Origin of the sequence: Streptomyces sp. NPDC002181 (genome assembly GCF_042890485.1) — a bacterium.
Taxonomy (GTDB): domain Bacteria; phylum Actinomycetota; class Actinomycetes; order Streptomycetales; family Streptomycetaceae; genus Streptomyces.
In genome coordinates, this window is the sequence record NZ_JBIASC010000004.1 from 129472 (window position 1) to 145986 (window position 16515).

General features: G+C 71.3%; 16 protein-coding genes. 12 read left to right on the forward strand and 4 right to left on the reverse strand.

Annotated elements, in window-relative coordinates; all coding sequences use genetic code 11:
• Positions 1–34 precede the first annotated feature (34 nt).
• The gene (locus ACFYXV_RS13030) at positions 35–790 is read right to left on the reverse strand and encodes a hypothetical protein (protein WP_389382889.1); all 756 of its coding nucleotides are present in this window, start codon (positions 788–790) and stop codon (positions 35–37) included.
• A gap of 287 nt (positions 791–1077) precedes the next feature.
• Between ACFYXV_RS13030 and ACFYXV_RS13035 the strand changes: the two genes are divergently transcribed.
• From ACFYXV_RS13035 to ACFYXV_RS13045, 3 genes are all read left to right on the forward strand, one after another.
• Positions 1078–1764, forward strand: coding sequence for a hypothetical protein (locus ACFYXV_RS13035; protein ID WP_389382890.1), 687 nt, complete (start codon positions 1078–1080; stop codon positions 1762–1764).
• Positions 1765–1828: 64 nt separating this feature from the next.
• Positions 1829–3235, forward strand: a complete 1407-nt coding sequence (locus ACFYXV_RS13040) for a transcriptional regulator (protein WP_389383064.1) — start codon at positions 1829–1831, stop codon at positions 3233–3235.
• A 2-nt stretch (positions 3236–3237) separates the two neighbouring features.
• The gene (locus ACFYXV_RS13045; protein ID WP_389382891.1) at positions 3238–5073 is read left to right on the forward strand and encodes a DEAD/DEAH box helicase; all 1836 of its coding nucleotides are present in this window, start codon (positions 3238–3240) and stop codon (positions 5071–5073) included.
• A 44-nt stretch (positions 5074–5117) separates the two neighbouring features.
• Here the strand turns inward: ACFYXV_RS13045 and ACFYXV_RS13050 are convergent, their stop codons facing one another.
• A complete protein-coding gene (locus ACFYXV_RS13050) occupies positions 5118–6116 on the reverse strand; it encodes an SEC-C metal-binding domain-containing protein (RefSeq protein WP_389382892.1) in 999 nt (332 codons plus the stop codon).
• 67 nt (positions 6117–6183) lie between these two features.
• On the opposite strand from ACFYXV_RS13050, the gene ACFYXV_RS13055 reads away from it, so the two are divergent.
• The 4 genes from ACFYXV_RS13055 to ACFYXV_RS13070 all read left to right on the forward strand — a co-directional run bounded on the left by ACFYXV_RS13055 (position 6184) and on the right by ACFYXV_RS13070 (position 9048).
• On the forward strand, positions 6184–6984 hold the full coding sequence (locus ACFYXV_RS13055; protein ID WP_389383065.1) for a class E sortase: 801 nt from the start codon (positions 6184–6186) through the stop codon (positions 6982–6984).
• 55 nt (positions 6985–7039) lie between these two features.
• Positions 7040–7354: a DUF6412 domain-containing protein gene (locus ACFYXV_RS13060; RefSeq protein WP_385462056.1), complete on the forward strand. Its 315-nt coding sequence runs from the start codon at positions 7040–7042 to the stop codon at positions 7352–7354.
• Between the two features lie 106 nt (positions 7355–7460).
• A complete protein-coding gene (locus ACFYXV_RS13065) occupies positions 7461–8069 on the forward strand; it encodes a YidC/Oxa1 family membrane protein insertase (RefSeq protein WP_389382893.1) in 609 nt (202 codons plus the stop codon).
• Between the two features lie 121 nt (positions 8070–8190).
• Complete coding sequence (locus ACFYXV_RS13070; RefSeq protein ID WP_383342029.1) at positions 8191–9048, forward strand: fumarylacetoacetate hydrolase family protein; 858 nt, start codon at positions 8191–8193, stop codon at positions 9046–9048.
• Between the two features lie 106 nt (positions 9049–9154).
• Here ACFYXV_RS13070 and ACFYXV_RS13075 read toward each other — a convergent pair whose 3' ends face one another.
• Positions 9155–10270, reverse strand: a complete 1116-nt coding sequence (locus ACFYXV_RS13075; RefSeq protein ID WP_389382894.1) for an ALF repeat-containing protein — start codon at positions 10268–10270, stop codon at positions 9155–9157.
• Between the two features lie 81 nt (positions 10271–10351).
• A complete protein-coding gene (locus tag ACFYXV_RS13080; RefSeq protein ID WP_389382895.1) occupies positions 10352–11497 on the reverse strand; it encodes a Gfo/Idh/MocA family oxidoreductase in 1146 nt (381 codons plus the stop codon).
• A gap of 55 nt (positions 11498–11552) precedes the next feature.
• Here ACFYXV_RS13080 and ACFYXV_RS13085 point away from each other — a divergent pair, with 55 nt between their 5' ends.
• The 5 genes from ACFYXV_RS13085 (at position 11553) to ACFYXV_RS13105 (ending at position 16515) form a co-directional block, all read left to right on the forward strand.
• The gene (locus ACFYXV_RS13085; protein WP_389382896.1) at positions 11553–12641 is read left to right on the forward strand and encodes an ROK family protein; all 1089 of its coding nucleotides are present in this window, start codon (positions 11553–11555) and stop codon (positions 12639–12641) included.
• 48 nt (positions 12642–12689) lie between these two features.
• Complete coding sequence (locus ACFYXV_RS13090; RefSeq protein ID WP_389382897.1) at positions 12690–13346, forward strand: maleylpyruvate isomerase N-terminal domain-containing protein; 657 nt, start codon at positions 12690–12692, stop codon at positions 13344–13346.
• A 307-nt stretch (positions 13347–13653) separates the two neighbouring features.
• Entirely contained in the window at positions 13654–14448 is a 795-nt protein-coding gene (locus tag ACFYXV_RS13095; protein ID WP_385462074.1) for a hypothetical protein, read from the forward strand.
• 33 nt (positions 14449–14481) lie between these two features.
• On the forward strand, positions 14482–15246 hold the full coding sequence (locus tag ACFYXV_RS13100; protein ID WP_383342047.1) for a GntR family transcriptional regulator: 765 nt from the start codon (positions 14482–14484) through the stop codon (positions 15244–15246).
• 147 nt (positions 15247–15393) lie between these two features.
• Positions 15394–16515, forward strand: coding sequence for a TIGR03364 family FAD-dependent oxidoreductase (locus tag ACFYXV_RS13105; protein WP_385462077.1), 1122 nt, complete (start codon positions 15394–15396; stop codon positions 16513–16515).

The window sequence follows — 16515 nt, forward strand, 5'->3', positions numbered from 1 at the left end:
GGCAGAGGCGGTGACGAGTGGGTCCCGTTTGCCGCTACAGCTGTCCGCCACCTCCTCGGGGCAGGGCGGCCCGCAGGACGAGTTCGGCCTGGATGGTGAGGTCGGCACGGATCAGGGTGATCGCCAGCCGCATGGTTTCCTCGTGTCCGCGCTCGCGGCCACCGAGCAGGAGCGCTTCCCCGAGCACGGCGTTTCCGCTGGCGTACAGGTCGGCGGCAGCGAGGCTGAGTTCCTCGTGTGTGAGCGTCTTGCTCGCGGACCAGGCGATGCCGATGACCCCTCGGCGGTCACCGGCGGACTGGGCCGCGTACAGCGCGCGTACCGTTTCCCCGGCCTTCCCGTTCTCGCTGCTGCGCCGGTCCGCTGCCGGTCTCTGCGCCGGATCAGCGCCGGACTGGCCGCACGCGCCAGACGCAAGCGGGGCGGACGGGGCCGAGGAGATCAGCTCTGCCGCGCAGATGTCGCTCCTCTCCCAGGGCGAAACGGGGCGCGTGTTCCGCCGGGCCGCGGACTTCCGCAGCCGTTCGAGGTGCTCCAGCTGGTCCGGGACGGCGGCGGCGCTGCGGCGCACGGCGTCGTAGATCGCACCGAGCGTGAGGGCAGAGGGCACGCGGCGGCCCGTCCAGTAGTTGGACAGCGTGCTCAGGGGGATGCCGAGGTACTTGGCGCGGGCCCCCTGTTTTCGCATGGACATCGCGGATATGAGGCTGCGGAAGCGCGCCACGTACTTCTCCCGTGCCGGGCTGCAGCCAGGCCAATAGGCGCTGCCGACCTGACCCGCGATGGCCATGGATCCTCCTGGTTACGGATTTTGATGGAGGATCAGTCTTTCTTGATCAAGGGTGAGGTGCGCAAGCGGCAAACCCCCGATTTCTGAAGTAGCTGTTTGCGTTCCGTGCGTCCGCGGCTGGCCGGTGTTTGCGTTTCCCGCGACGTGGTGAGGAAGGTGTTTGCGTTACGGCGCAAACACCCGAATGGGCTTGATCCCTATGCCGGGCTGCCCGTGAGAATGGGGCTCTGTTGGTGAGTGCCGGTCGAGGAATCGTCGGCCGGCGAACGCTACTTAGGGGATAGATCGTGACCATTGCAGACATTCCGTCGTGGCGTAGTGAAAAACTCTCGACGATGGTCCGCTGCGCGCTGTGGCTGATGACCGAGGTCGGTGTAGGCGAGGTCTTCACGAAGACTCAGCTGCGGGAGGCATTTCCGGAGACCTCGCAGATCGACCGCCGCATGCGGGATCTCCGGGAACGGGGCTGGCGCATCTCCACCAACCGGGAGGACGTGACGCTGACTCCGAGCGAGCACCGCTTTGTGGAGATGGGGGCGGAAGTCTGGAAGCCCGGACAGTCGAGGGTCAAGCCGGCTGCGGTGGTGTCGGCTCCGCAGCGGCGTGAGATCCTCGATCGCGACGATCATCTGTGCCGTGCATGCGGGATCGCCGCCGGCGAGGCGTACGACGGCGGAATCGAAACGGCTCAGCTGGACCTGGCGCGCCGGGAGGTCACTGGCCCCGCTGGCGTGAGCGTCCAGCTGGTCACTGAGTGCCGTCGGTGCCGGATCGGCGGCCGTGGCCGGCAGACCGACCTGAGCAGTGTCCTCGATCGCCTGGATCAGATGAGCCAGGTAGAGCGGGAGCACTTCGCGCAGTGGGTGGCCGTGGACCGCAGGGACTTCAGTCTCCTGGAGCGGCTGTGGGGCGAGTACCGGAGTCTGCCGGCGGAGTCGCGCGGGACGGTTCGTCAGGTGCTCGAACGGCCGTAACGACCGCGTGCGGGATGGCCGGCAGCAGGACGGGCGGAGGCCCGAGTCAAGGAGATCTGTGGAGATGCTGAACTTCAATCTTCCGCCGGACGCCGCGGCGAACGCGGAGTTCGTCGGACGCCGGCTCAAGGAGTCTGCGGAAGCTGACGGTGCCAGGGAGACCGTTACCGTCGACTGGAACGGCCGCCCGCTTCACGTCGACGTGATCGACGTGCCGCTCCGTTCCCTCTACTACAATCCGGCGACGCACCGGATCAGGGCACAGCTGGGCCATGACCCGAAGTTCGCGCGCGGTCTTGACGAGGATCCCTGGAGCCCGGAAAGCCAGGAGTACCTCCACCGCCTTCTCGTAGGCAAGCCGGCGAACCCCGACGAAGTCGATCCCGACTTCGAAACCCTTGCAGCCAGCCTCAAGTCCGTGGACCAGCTGGAACCAGGCCTGATCACGCACGAAGGCATCCTGGTCAACGGAAATACCCGGGCAGCCGCACTCCGGCAGCTGAAGCGCCCGTCGATCAGGGTCGGCGTGCTGCCTCCGTCCTTCACATGGGAGGACATCAACGCGGTCGAGCTCGCACTTCAGCTCCGGCCCGATGAGCGCCGCGATTACTCGTACATCAACCGGCTGATCGCCATGGAGGAGCAGGAGCTGATGGGCCGTGACGCAGCTGACATCGCCCGTGCCTTCCACGTGCAGGTCAAGACGTTCAGGCAGGAACGCTGGATCCTGAGCGTCATCAAGGACATGATCGACCGGAGTAGCACCCCGGAGGGCGGCCGGCTGGCGCTGTCTGATTTCGAAGGGCACCAGGAGAACCTCAAGGAGCTGCACCGCACCTACATGAAGGTGTCGGCTGCCAGTCAGGAGCGAGCCGAGCAGGTCAAGGAAAACAGGATCGTCGCCATCCTCCTGGACTTCGCGAAGACGAAGACCCGTCTCATCGGTGCGGACTTCCAGGCGGACTACCTGGAGGACAACCTGCCGGACCTCCTGACCGCTGACACCTGCGAAGCGCCGTCCGCGGTCGTGATCCCCGGGCTCGGCGTCTCGGTCCCCGCCGCTTCTGATCCCGTACGTCAGGCGCGCGCGGCGACTGACCGGGTACTGCGGGCCAGAGCCCTGGAATCCGCCCGGCACCTCACCCCCGAGATCCGGGAAGCCGCTCAGCGCGAAGTGACAGAGGCTCGCAGGGGAATGCGGCGTGCACTCGACGAGGCAGAGCGTGATGACCGGCTCAAGCGCGTACGGCAGACCACCGCGGAGCGGTTGGATGACGCTCGGGCCGCGATCGAACAGAGTGTCGTTGACCTCGTGCAGGCGCTGGGGAAGGACAGCCTCGATGAGGAGAGCTTTGACCGTGCACTGCTGCGCCTGAAGGGGAGCATGACGAAGCTGGCGCGCCAGGCCAGCCGCGGCGTGACCACGCCCGGCAGCGGTGTCAACTGGCTGATCAAGGCGAGCGAGGGCTGACGGTGCTCGACACGGTGGAACCGTCGCTCCGGCTGGGCTTCGACGAAACCAGAACGAAGGTTGTTTTCCGGGCTCTACCCGGCGGGCAAAGTCATCTCGTCAGGCTGATCGCGCGGTTCGACAGCGGCAGTCAGCGGGGAAACCTCGCTGCGGAGGTAGACCTCGAAGACTTCCTGTCCCGTCTTACCCTGCTCGGTCACTGGCACGATCCGGCTGGTGTGTCCTTTGCGCCGGACCTCAAGGAACTCGCCGCGGCTTCCGTACGTGATGCCCAGGCGGTCGAGGAGCGCCTCAAGGCCGGCAGCCAGGGCCAGGACGTCACAGGGCTCGTGGCAGAGTCCGCCGTCCCCGGGATGCTGGGAGGTTCCTGGACAGCACCCCTCACGGACTTTCAGACACGTGACATCGCAAAACTGCTGTCCCTTACGCACGGAGCAAACTTCAGCGTGCCCGGTGCGGGGAAGACCCGCACGGCCCTGGCCGTATACGCAGCTCTGCGTCAGTCCGGCTCTGTACGGCGCATGCTCGTCGTCAGCCCCAAGTCCGCATACGAGGCGTGGCGCGACGAGGCCGCTCTTTGCTTTGCCGAACCCCCAGTGGTGCGTGTCTTCAAGCGCTGGCCTGACAACGACGCGGAAATTCTGCTCGTCAACTACGAGCGGCTGAGCCGCTACCAGACACAACTCGCGGACTGGCTCAGCATGGGCCACGCCATGATGGTGCTGGACGAGGCTCACCGGATGAAGCTCGGAGTCAGGGGAACGTACGGAGCCACGTGCATGGCGCTGGGACCGCTGGCAAGCCACAGGCTGATCCTCACCGGTACGCCCGCACCGAACGGCGCCAAGGACCTGGAGAGCTTGCTGTCCTTTGTATGGCCGGGGCACGGACGGAGCGCAGTGGACAGAGCCGTGGCCGGCGGAGACCTCGCCCATGCGAGCAGGGTCCTGCGGCCGCTGTTCACACGCACGACGAAGAACGAGCTGGGGCTGCCACCGGTCGATGTCCGCGTCAGATACGTCGACCTCCCAGAGGCGCACCGCAAGCTGTACTCGGCGCTGCGCAATCAGCTGACTGGGCTGGGTTCCAGGGAACAGGAGGAGTTCACCAGACTGGGCAAGGTTCTCGTGTACCTCATGATGGCAAGCACCAACCCGGCGCTGCTGGAAGCAGGATCGGACCGCTACGAACCCCTGCCCTTCTACGTGCCGCCCCTGCGTCCCTCGGACGGTCTTCCTCTGAAGGAGCTCATGAGGGACCTGCCGAAGTACGAGAGCTCACCTAAGTACGAGGCTGTTCTGCAGACGGTCTCCGACAATGCACGCGCCGGACGGAAGACCCTCGTATGGTCCACGTTCGTCAGGAATCTGACCACGCTGGCGGGAGCACTGGGCAAGTACAGGCCGGCTGTGGTGCACGGCGGAACCCCGGATCGGGACGAGGAGATCCGACGGTTCCGAGAGGATCCCGAGTGCATGGTCCTGCTGTCCAATCCCGCGACCTTGGGAGAAGGAATCAGCCTCCATCACGTGTGCCACGACGCGGTCTATGTGGACAGGGACTTCGCAGCGGGGCGGTTCCTGCAGAGCCTGGACCGGATCCACAGGCTGGGACTGGCCTCCGGTACGCAAACGCGTGTCACGGTTCTCCTCGCACGCGGCACCATCGACGGAATCGTCCATGACCGGCTCGGCCACAAGCTCGAGTTCATGGGCAAGATCCTGGACGACCCGCTAGTGCAGGAGCTGGCAGACCCGGAGGAAGACGTCACCCCCTGGGGCATGGACGCCGCAGACCTGCATGCCCTGATCAGTCACCTGGGCGAGCTGTCCGGCTGACAGCACCGGACAGCTCGGCCGTCCTGAACCTTGTTGCCCTGTACCTACGGTGCGCCGTGGCACTCCGCGTAGGGCTTGCCCGAGGTGCACCAGCAGGGGGTGTTGGGGGTGGGGGGCCAGGGGGTGGCCTTGCCTCGGGCCGCCAGGGTCGTGGCGTACTCCGGGAGGAGTGAGGGGGAGGCCGGGGAGGTCTTCTCCGATGCCGCGAAGGCCTCGTACGAGGGGACGCTCGCCGTCACGATGCCGAGGTTCGTCGTGCCCGAGGCCGCCAGGGCGCGCAGCGAGGACTCGATGTGCGTGAGGTGCGCCGCGTGCGACGGGTACTCCGCCGCCAGGGTCGGGTACGAGGTGAGGAGCTCGGCCAGTTCTCGGGCGGGCCAGTGCAGGATCGCCACCGGGAACGGGCGGGAGAGCGCGGCGCGGCGGTCGCCCAGTTCGGCGCGGAGGCGGGCGATCTCGGCGCGCAGCTCGGCCGGGTCGTCGGAGCCGAGGGCCCAGATGCGCTTGGGGTCGTGCAGCTCGTCCAGCGGGATCGGGCCGATGTGGCGGGTGTCGGCGACCATGTCCCACTCGTCGTGGGGGAGTCCGAGGAGGCGGCGGACCCGGTGCCGGCCCGTCAGGAGGGCCGTGGTGGCCTGGGTGAGGGGCGCGTCCTCCGTGATGAGGAGGGTGGCGGCCTCGGTGAAGCACTCCTCCGAGGCGGTCAACTCGTCGTGCGTTTCGAGGGTTTCCGCGATGACCTCCCAGGGCGCCGGGTCCGCGGGCGCCGCCGCGCGGATGCCCTGGATGAGGGCGCGGGCCTCGGGCTCGTGGCCGTACTCCCACAGGTTCGCCGCCTGGAGCGCCTTGATCAGGTGCGGATCGGCGGGCGAGGAGGCGAGGAGTTGGTCGTACAGCGCGCTGGCGCGGTCCCGGGCGTCACCCAGTTCGAGGTGGGCCGCGGCCTGGAGGAGCAGGGGCTCCTGGTCCTCGGGGTAACGGGTCGCCGTGCGGATGAGGCGCTCGGCTTCGGCGATGTGCTCGGCAGGCGTGTCAGGGCGCATGGTTCACACCGTACTGCCCTGGTCTGTTGACGGGGGAGGTCTTAAGGTGCGGCCCGTGCGGGATCACATGCGTGTGGTGGTGCAGAGGGGCGGCCGGCGCGGGCGGCGGGCCGGTCTCGCCGGGGTGCTGTGGGGAGCCGCCGAACTCACCGTGACCGTGGGCGTGGTGGTGTTGCTGCTGGTGGTGCACCAGGTGTGGTGGACCAACCGGCAGGCCCTTGCCGGAGCCCAAGAGGAGGTCCGGGAGCTGGAGAGGCGGTGGACCGGTCCTTCCGGGCCTTCCGCTCCTTCCGGTCCCTCCGGGCCTTCCGCTCCTTCCGGGCCTTCCGGTCCTGCGTCCGGTGGCAGCGACAGTGCTGGTGCTGCGTCCGGTGCCGGTGCGGATCGGGTGCCTTCCGTTTCCGGCTCCCGGGCGCCCGCGCCCGCGAAGGAGTCCGCGTACGGGGTCCTGCGGATCCCGCGGCTCGGGGTCGTCGTGCCCGTCGCGGAGGGCGTCGACAAGCGGGCCGTGCTGGACAAGGGGTACGCCGGGCACTATCTCGGGACCGCGCAGCCCGGGGCGCGGGGGAACTTCGCGCTCGCCGGGCACCGCAACACCCACGGCGAGCCGTTCCGGTACATCAACCGCCTGCGGGCCGGGGACGAGCTGATCGTCGACGTACGGGGGCAGCGGTACACCTACGTCGTGGGCAGGACGCTCGCGGAGACCGGCGAGCGGGACACCGGGGTGATCGCGCCGGTGCCGCGCAGTACGGTCCGGCCGGAGTACGGGTACGACGAGCCCGGCGCGTACATCACGCTCACCACCTGCACGCCCGAATACACCTCCAAATATCGGCTGGTGGTCTGGGGAACCTTGAAGACGTAGACCGCGTTCTTGGTTGTGGTGAGCGCGGACCGGATCTTGGGAGGGGGGCTCGGCAATGGCGCGGATCGGTCGTGGGCGGCTGCTGATGGCCCTGCTCCTGTTCGCCGGCTTCGCCGGGTTCGTAGGGCTCCTCGGGCTGTTCGCCGGTGAGGGCGGGCTGGGCGCCGTCGTGGTCGCCCTCGCCGCCACCGTCGCCGTGGGCGCCGCCGCCCTGGCCGCCCGGCTCGTTCGGCCCGTGCCGCCCCACCGAATACGCACCGCGATACGTGATCGCGAGCAGCGCACGGCGTTCCTGCCGCAGCGCGATCCCGATGCCTCGGGCCGGTCGCGGCCCAGGGCGCCCGGTCGTCTCGTCCTGACGGCCGCGTAGGGGCACCTCTTCACCTTCTCCCTTCTGTTCGTCGTCGTGCCCCTCGTGGTCGTCGCGCCGAAAAAGCACCTCTTTCGACGTTGACGAGACCCCTCGGAGGGCCCGCGTGTCCGTTTTCACCCACCTTGTTGGAGAGCTGAGCCGGCTCCTGGAGCCCGTGCTCGCCGAGTCCGCGACCGCCGCCGCGATCGTGCTGTTCACCGTGCTTGTACGGCTCGCCCTGCATCCGCTGAACAGGGCCGCCTTCCGCGGTGCGACCCCGGTGGCCGGTCTGCTGCCCGTACTGCTCCAGCTCCCGGTGTTCTTCCTCATGTACCGGGCCTTCTCCTCCGGCGAACTGCTCGACCACCGGCTGTTCGACGCGCCGCTCGGGGCGAAGTGGGCCGATGCCCTCGGGGCGGGCGGCCTCCTCGGGGCGCAGGGGCTGGTGTTCCTGGGGCTGTTCGCGGCCATCACGGTGGTCGCCGCCTGGAGTGCCGTACGGGGGCGGCGGGCCGCGGCCGAGACACCCGCCCCGGCCGCCGCCGCCAACGTGAGCGCCGAGCAGCAGGAGGCGCTGCGCAAGCTGGGCGGCGTGCTGCCGCTGCTGTCGTTCGGGACGCTGATCACCGCGGCCCTGGTGCCGCTGGCCGCGGGGCTGTACCTGGTGACCACCACCGCGTGGTCCGTGGCGGAGCGGGCCTGGCTCCAGCAGCGCCGGCGTTCCAGTCTGTGAACAGGGTCTTGCGGATTGGCCGGGCATCTTGGAGGATCAACCAATTCTCCGATGGCCGCAACCCATCGGCAGGCCCGGGCTCGCCCATGGGCCGACCACCCACGACCACGGGAGAATGCCCATGAAGCTGCTGCGTGTCGGACCGGCCGGGGCCGAGCGCCCCGCGCTGCTCGACCAGGACGGGACCCTGCGGGACCTGTCCGGCCTGATCACGGATGTGGACGGCGCCCTGCTCGCCGACGACTCCGTGCTGTCCCGGGTACGGGACGCGGCGGCGTCCGGCGAGCTTCCCGTCCTGGACGCGGAAGGCCTGCGGACCGGCGCGCCGGTCGGCCGGATCGGCAAGATCGTGGGCATCGGGCTGAACTACTTCGGGCACGCCGCCGAGATCGGCGCGGAGCCGCCGGCCGAGCCCATCCTCTTCCTCAAGGCCGCGGACACCGTGGTCGGCCCGGACGACACCGTGCTGATCCCGCGCGGCAGCGTGAAGACCGACTGGGAGGCCGAGCTCGGCGTCGTCATCGGCAGCACCGCCCGCTACCTGGCCTCCGCCGCGGAGGGCCTGGCCCACGTGGGTGGATACACGCTGGTCAACGACGTATCGGAGCGCGAGTTCCAGATCGAGCGCGGCGGCACCTGGGACAAGGGGAAGAACTGCGAGACGTTCACCCCGCTCGGCCCCTGGCTGCTCACCGCCGACGAGGTCGCGGACCCGCAGGTCCTGGACGTCAAGCTCTGGGTCAACGGAGAGCTCAAGCAGGACGGCAACACCGCCGACCAGATCTTCCCGGTCGGGGAGGTCGTGCGGTACCTGAGCCAGTTCATGACGCTGTACCCGGGCGACGTCATCGTCACCGGCACCCCGGCCGGCGTGGCCATGGGCCAGCCGGAGCCGAAGCCGTACCTGCGCGCCGGTGACGTCGTGGAGCTGGAGATCGACGGCCTCGGCCGCCAGCGCCAGGAGTTCAAGGGCGCGTAGGTCCCGATCGGTCACCGGTGAGGGGACCGGGGGGCGGGGGCGGCATCGGCCGTCCCGCCCCCGCCCCCCCGCTCGCCCCCGCGCGTGTGGGCGTACGACCTGCGGGTCAGTCCTTCGTGGACGTGCGGCGGCGGCGGTTGGCGAAGACCAGGCCGGCGCCCGCGCCGAGCGCGGCGGCGCCACCGCCCGCGATCAGCGCGGTCTGGGTGCCCGTGCTCGCGAGCGCCCCGCCGGAGCCGATCGCCGCGGTCGCCCGGGTGTTGCCGACGGACGTGGTGGTTCCCGTGGCTCCTGTTGGCGTTGCCGTTGCCGTTCCCGTCGTGCCGGTCTGCTGAGTGCCGTCCTTGCCCGCGTCCGGCTTGCCGGTCCGGCCGTCGCCCGCGGCCTTGTCCTTGTCCTTGTCGCGGGCCGTGAACTGCCCGGTCTTGAGGAACTCGGCGCGGTCCGCCGGGGTGCCGTTGATCGCGATGATCGCGGACTTCTTCAGCTCCGGGCCGGCCTTGTTCAGCAACGCCCAGATCAGCACCATGTTGTCGTCGTCGCGCAGCTCGTGCTGCGTGGTCGTCATGAAGGTGCGCAACTCCTCCGGCGTCCCGCCGTCCAGCAGCCGGTTGACCGCCTCGGTGATGCCCCGGCCCGCACCGTCGAGCATCCGCAGCATCTCGAACCTGTCGTCCTCGAAGCGGGCGGTGTGCTGCCCGTGCTTCAGGAACTCGGTCAGCGCGGCCTGCGTGTCCGCCTTCAGAGCGGCCTTGCCGGCCTTCTGCACGGCCCGGCCGCCGGCGTCGACGATCTGCGAGACCCGCACCTGATCGTCGGAGAACTGCTCCCGGGCCCACTCCACGTCGAGGAACTTCCGCATGTCCTCGGCCGATCCCCGGAGCGCCTTGCCGGCGGCCGCGCGCACGCCCGCCCCGCTCGCCGGGTCCGCGAGGATCGCCTGGATGGCCTCCCTGTCCTTCGTCGCCCGGTCCTTCGCGGACCAGGAGTCCTCGGCGGGCTCCTCGGTCGGCTTCCCCGCCGTCTCGTCCTGCTGGTCCGTCGCCGGCTCGTCGGCCGCCGTGCCCGCCTGCTCGCCTGCCGCCCGGTCCGGCGCGGTCGCAGCGGCCGGTGCGGGTGCGGCCGGCGACGGGGAGTCGGCGGCGAAGGCCGGAGACGCGAGCAGGACGGCCGGGGCCATCGCGGCGGCGGCGACGGCCGATGCGATCCGGGGCAGCTTCACAGACAGGTTCCGTTCTTCACACATGTGATGATCTACAACCTGTGCAGGATAGAGCGCGTTCGACCCCCAAACTGTCCATTTTCAGGACATGGCCGCATCCAGCTCCACGGTCACCCCGTCCCGGGACGAGATCCGCGCCGCCTCCAGCACCTCCAGGCACCGCGCCGCCTCGTGCGCGGTGACCGGCGCCGGGCCGCCCTCGCGCAGCGCCGCCGCCACGGCCGCGTAGTACGCCGGGTAGTCCCCCGGAGCGGTCGGCACCGGGGCTCCGCCACCGGTCAGCGGGGACTCGCCGGAGCCCACCCGCCCCCACAGGTGCTCGGGCTCCTCGCCCCACGGGGTGTCCCCGACGCCCGGCCGCTGCCCCTCGCGCAGGGCTGCCTCCTGCGGGTCGAGCCCGTACTTCACGTAGCCCGCGCGCGAGCCCAGGACGCGGAAGCGCGGACCGAGCTGCGCGGTGGTCGCGCTGACGTAGAAGTGGGAGCGGACCCCGTTCGCGTGCGTGACGGCGATGAAGGTGTCGTCGTCCGCCTCGGCGCCGGGGCGGCGTACGTCGGTCTCCGCGTACACGCGCACGGCCGGCCCGAACAGCACCAGCGCCTGGTCGACGACGTGGCTGCCGAGGTCGTACAGCAGGCCGCCGATCTCCTCCGGCGCGCCGGACTCGCGCCAGCCGCCCTTGAGCTGCGGGCGCCAGCGCTCGAAACGGGACTCGAAGCGCTGGATCTCGCCGAGCTCGCCGTCGGCGATGAGGCGGCGCAGCGTCAGGAAGTCGTTGTCCCAGCGGCGGTTCTGGAACACGGACAGGAAGGTGCCGGTCTCGTCGGCGAGGGCGGCCAGTTCGCGGGCCTCTGCGGCGGTGGCGGCGAGCGGCTTGTCCACCACGACCGGGACGCCCGCGCGCAGCGCGGCCGTCGCGAGCGGGACGTGGGTCTTGTTGGGGGAGGCGATGACGACCAGGTCGAGGGTGGGGGTGAGGTCCCAGAGCTCCTGCGCGGTGTCGACGATCCGGACGTCGGGGTACGCCTCGCGCGCCTGGGCCTGCCGGCCGGGGTCGGAGGTGACGACCGTGTCGAGGACGAGCCCGTCGGTGGCCGAGACGAGCGGGGCGTGGAAGACGGAACCGGCGAGTCCGTAGCCGATGAGGCCGACGCGGAGGGCGCTGTTCGACCGCGTGGGGGCGGCGGAGGGGGAGGTCGAGGGGGAGGCCGAGGGGGAGGCGTTCATGCATCCACTTTGGCAACACTGTTGCTTAAGTGCAAGGAGGGTGGACAATGGGGAGGTGGACTGGCGTAGCGGAAGCAACGGAAGCGGCGCGAACCTACCGGCGCTGCGGGGCCACAACGACGCGCTCGTACTCGCCCTGCTGCGCGAAGCGGGTCTGGAGGGCCTGGGCCGCACCGAACTCGCCGCCCTCACGCGCCTCACCCCGCAGGCCGTCAGCAAGATCACGGGACGGCTGCGTGCCGAGGGGCTCGTCGCCGATGCCGGCCGCGGCCCGTCCACCGGGGGCAAGCCGCGGACGCTGCTCCAGCTGGCCGCCGGCGCCCGGCACGCCGTCGGCGTGCACGCCGACCGCGACGAACTGCGAGCGGTACGGGTGGACATGCTGGGCACGGTCGTCGACCGGCTCCGCGGCCCCCTGGACTTCGCGGCCGGACCGGACGCCGTCGCCGACGAGGTCGCGCGGGCCGTGGACCGCCTGAGCGGGAACGCGGGCGCGGGATCCCTGCTGGGCGTGGGCGTCGCCGCGCCGGGACCGCTCGACTGGCGGGCCGGCGTACTGGGCCGGGTGACGGGATACCCCGATTGGGAGGGGTTCCCGTTGCGGCAGGCCGTGGTGGACCGGCTCGGGCCCGACGCCCCGCCGGTACTGCTGGACAAGGACACCAACGCGGGGGTCGCCGTCCCCGGCCGCCGGGCCGTCGGAACCTCCCTGTACCTCCACCTGGGCACCGGCCTGGGTGCCGGGCTGAGGCTGCGCGGGGAGGTCTTCCGCGGGGAGCGGTCCGCGGCGGGGGAGTTCGGGCACCAGGTCCTGATGCTGGGCGGTCCGCCCTGCCGGTGCGGAGGGCACGGGTGCGCGGAGGTGCTGTGCCTGGACGCGGTGGCCCGCGGGGACCTCCCGGAGGCGGCGCGGATCCTGGGCGAGGGCGCCGCGAACGTGGTCGCGCTCCTGGACGCGGACCGGGTGTGGCTGGGGGGACGGGTGGTGGACTCCGCGCCGGAGGTCTTCACGACGGGCGTCCGCCGCGTCCTGGAGGCCCGCAACCTGGGCGGCCCGGTCCCGGAGGTCGCCGCGTCCGAGGACGGTGTCGCCGAGGGGGCCGCGGAACTGGCCCTGGCCCCGCTCTTCGGCCGCGTGGGCTGAGCCCCGCCGCTGTGTGCGGGGGTGCCGGCGGCGGGTACGTTGCCGCGCATGGAGCTCTTTTCACGGTCATGGGGGGCCTTGCTCGCGGGCGTCGAGGGGCTTTCCGATGCCGACTTCGCGCGGGACTGCGGGTGTCGCGGGTGGCTCGTCCGGGATCTCGTGTGCCACCTCGTCATCGACGCGCAGGACGTTCTGATCACGCTGGTCACCCCCGCCCGAGGGCGCGCGACCGCCGACGCCGTGAGCTATTGGGACGTCGCCGGTCACCCGCCGGACGGTGAGGATCCGCTCGACGCGCTCATCGTGCGGCTGGCAGCCGCGTACGGGGATCCGGGGCTGCTCAGGTTCCACCTCGACGACGTCGGCTCCGCCGCCGGCCGCGCCGCGGAGCTCGCCGACCCCGCCCTGCGCGTGCGCACCCAGGACAAGGTCCTCACCGTCGCCGACTACCTCACCGCGTACGTCCTCGAATGGACCCTCCACCACCTCGACCTGATCGCCCATCTCCCCGAAGCGCCCCCGCCGCCCCCGGAGGGCCTGGCCCGCTCCCGCGCGCTGCTCGAACAGATCGCGGGCTTCGCCTTCCCCGCGTCGTTCACCGACCGGGACGCCCTCCTCGTGGGCACCGGCCGACGGGCGCCGACCCCCGGCGAACAGGCGGAACTCGGGGTCCGCGGCGCGCGGCTGCCCCTCGTCCTCGGCTGATCCGATCAGGCGTAAGGCGGGGAGCCGGCAGGCGTGGCGGGCGGAGGGCGGCCCCGGGGCGTGGCAGGGTGCCGGGAGGCCGGGGTGATTGTCGCCTCGTCCGACCATCGGAACGGTCCGGCGGTCCGGCGGTCCGGCGGTCCGGCGGTCCGGCGGTCCGGCGGTTCGGCGGTCCGGCGGTTCGGCGGTCCGTCCGTCGGTCCGCCCACCCGTCCGTCCACCCGTCCGAATGTCCGCCCGTCCGCCCGTCCGCCCGTCCGCCCCACCCCCGTCCCCCGTCCGGCGAGCAGCGAAGCGAAGGTCTTCCATGCGACTGCGCAAAGCCCTTGCCCTCTCCGCCGTCCCCGTCCTCGCCTCCGTCGCGCTCTGCGCACCGCTCGCGACAGCCGACGTCGGAAACGGCGGCGGCGCCCGCCCCGCGCCCGCTCTGCCCTCCCGGATCGAGGCCACCTGCGGCGACGGGAAGAGCAGCGCCTTCCCCATCGGTGCGCGGATCCGCGGCGGACCGGCCGTGTACCGCACCGGCGGCGGGCCGCAGACCTGGTACCTGGACCTCACCAACACCACGGACTCCGAATGCACCGCCATCCACCCCGTCGTGGTGTTCACGGACACGGCCCACGCCCTGCTCCCCGCCCACTTCCGGATGGAGTTCGCGGCGCCCGGCGGCACCCTCCCCGTCACCCTGGAGCGCAGCGACCGCGACGAGGTCATCGCCGTCTTCGACGGGGGCGAGGCCTTCTCCGGCTTCGCGGTGCGGGCCGGCGGCTCCCTGACCGTCAAGGTCAGCCTGGCCTTCGCCCCCGGAACCCCCGCCGGCGAGGTCCTCGCCGACGCCGCGCTCGTGCAGCGCAAGGCCGACGACGGCGACTGGGTCGGCGAGGCCGGCGGCTACCGGTTCTCCATCGAGGGACCCGAGGGCGAGCAGGGCGACGCCGGGTCCCTCGCCGACACCGGCGCCCGCAACCGGCTCTACGGCATCGGCGGGGCCGCCTCGCTCGCCGCCGGCGCAGGGCTCCTGCTGGCCGCCCGCCGCCTGCGCGCCCGTACCGGTCCGCCCGCCGCCGACACCCCCCGCACCCCCGGTACTCCGGCGCGCTGATCTCCGTACACCCGGCGCGCGTACAGTCCCAGGGTGGAAGAACAGAACCTGCACCACCGCCCCGGCTCGCCCGTCCGTTCCGGCATCCCGGAGCACGGGCGCATCCCCAAGTACTACGCCGTCAAGGCCCTCATCGCGGACCTTCTCGACGACCTCGGCGAGGGCGGCCTGCTGCCCACCGAGCGGGATCTCGCCGAGCGGTACGAAGTGTCGCGCGAGACCGTGCGGCAGGCCCTGCGCGAGCTGCTCCTGGAAGGCCGGCTCCGCCGCTCGGGCCGCGGCACCGTCGTCGCCGGCCCGAAGCTGGAACAGCCCCTCTCCCTCGCGAGCTACACCGAGGGCGTACGCCGCCAGGGCCGGCGCCCGGGCCGCAACCTCATCGGCCTGGAGCGGTTCCCCTGCCCGCCCGAGCTGGCTTCCGGCATCGGCGCCGAGCCCGGCGAGCCCGTCTGGCACCTGGAGCGCGTCCTGCTCGCCGACGACGAGCGCGTCGGCCTGGAGAGCACGTACATCCGGGTGGCGCGGGCGCCCCGCCTCGACAGCGAGTTCCCGCCCGACTCCTCCTTCTACGGATACCTCCTCGACCGGCTCGGGATCTCCTTCGGGGACGCCGACGAGAAGCTGGAGACCGTCCTCGCCACCCCCCGCGAGGCCCTCCTGATCGGCACCCCGCCGGCCCTCCCGATGCTGCTCATCCACCGCTTCTCGCGGGACCAGGACGGGCGTCCGCTGGAACGCGTGCGTTCGCTCTACCGTGGTGACCGGTTCAGCTTCACGACCCACCTGCGGCGCGAATAGCGCCACGCGGATCGCCGCAAGACGGCGAAAAGGGATGTACTGAGATCACGGATGGGTAACGGGTCTAGTCCAAGAGTCGAGGGCTGTTCACCGTCCCGTTGCCGCCGCGACCTTCCCGGTCCACGGGGCGCGGCCACCGTGGGGCACGTGAGAGTCATAGTCGTCGGAGGCGGCGTGGTCGGCACCATGCACGCCTGGCAAGCAGTCGAACGCGGCCACGAGGTCGTCCAGATCGAGCGAGAGGCGGAGGCCCGCGGCGCGTCGCTGCGCAATTTCGGCCAGATCTGGGTCAGCGGACGGGCCGGGGGCGAGGAGCTCGAAACCGCCCTGCGGGCCCGCGAGCTCTGGGAGCGCATCGGCGCGGAGGTGCCCGGCCTGGGCTTCCGCGCGATCGGCTCCCTCACCCCGGTCCGCAACGCCCGCGAGTACGCGGTCGCCGAGGCGGCCGCCGCCCGCCCCGACGCCGCCGCCCGGGGCTACGAACTGGTCACCGCCGAGCGGGCGCGGGAGATCAACCCCGCCCTGCGCGGGGCCTTCGAAGCCGCACTGTGGTGTGAGCGGGACGCGGCCGTCGAGCCGCGCACCGCCCAGCTCCACCTGCGCGAGGCCCTCGGGGCGAGCGGCCGCTACACCTTCCTGCCCGGGCGGGAGGTGCGCGAGGTCGTCGGCGACGGCGCCGTCCGCGACGACCACGGTGACGTCCACCGGGGCGACGCCGTCGTCCTCGCCACCGGCGCCTGGCTGTCCGGCATGGTCCGCGAGCTGGTCCCCGACCTGCCCGTGCGCCGCGTCCGGCTCCAGATGATGCAGACCGCCCCGCTCGGCGAGAGGCTCACCACCTCCATCGCGGACGCCGACAGCTTCCGCTACTACCCCGCCTACAAGAGCGAGGCCCTCGACCTCCTCAACGCCGAGCAGGCGCAGGCTCCGGTCGCCGCCGCGCACAAGATGCAGCTGCTGATGGTGCAGCGCCAGGACGGCGGACTGACCATCGGCGACACCCACGAGTACGAGCACCCCTTCGCGTTCGACACCCTCGAAGACCCGTACGAGCACCTCACCGAGGTCGTCGAATCCTTCCTGGGCCGCCCGCTGCCGAAGATCCGGCACCGCTGGGCGGGCGTGTACGCGCAATGCACCGACACCACCCGCGTCGTCCACCGCCAGCAGGTGGCCGACGGCGTCTGGCTGGTGACCGGACCCGGCGGCCGCGGGATGACCTGCTCGCCCGCCATAGCCGAGACCACCGCGAACGAACTGGGCTGGTAG

Bases quoted from the DNA above. Each gene is read 5' to 3' on its own strand.
- ACFYXV_RS13030 (WP_389382889.1), bottom strand. From the start codon at position 790: ATGGCCATCGCGGGTCAGGTCGGCAGCGCCTATTGGCCTGGCTGCAGC.
- ACFYXV_RS13040 (WP_389383064.1), top strand. From the start codon at position 1,829: ATGCTGAACTTCAATCTTCCGCCGGACGCCGCGGCGAACGCGGAGTTC.
- ACFYXV_RS13050 (WP_389382892.1), bottom strand. From the start codon at position 6,116: ATGCGCCCTGACACGCCTGCCGAGCACATCGCCGAAGCCGAGCGCCTC.
- ACFYXV_RS13055 (WP_389383065.1), top strand. From the start codon at position 6,184: ATGCGTGTGGTGGTGCAGAGGGGCGGCCGGCGCGGGCGGCGGGCCGGT.
- ACFYXV_RS13060 (WP_385462056.1), top strand. From the start codon at position 7,040: ATGGCGCGGATCGGTCGTGGGCGGCTGCTGATGGCCCTGCTCCTGTTC.
- ACFYXV_RS13070 (WP_383342029.1), top strand. From the start codon at position 8,191: ATGAAGCTGCTGCGTGTCGGACCGGCCGGGGCCGAGCGCCCCGCGCTG.
- ACFYXV_RS13080 (WP_389382895.1), bottom strand. From the start codon at position 11,497: ATGAACGCCTCCCCCTCGGCCTCCCCCTCGACCTCCCCCTCCGCCGCC.
- ACFYXV_RS13090 (WP_389382897.1), top strand. From the start codon at position 12,690: ATGGAGCTCTTTTCACGGTCATGGGGGGCCTTGCTCGCGGGCGTCGAG.
- ACFYXV_RS13095 (WP_385462074.1), top strand. From the start codon at position 13,654: ATGCGACTGCGCAAAGCCCTTGCCCTCTCCGCCGTCCCCGTCCTCGCC.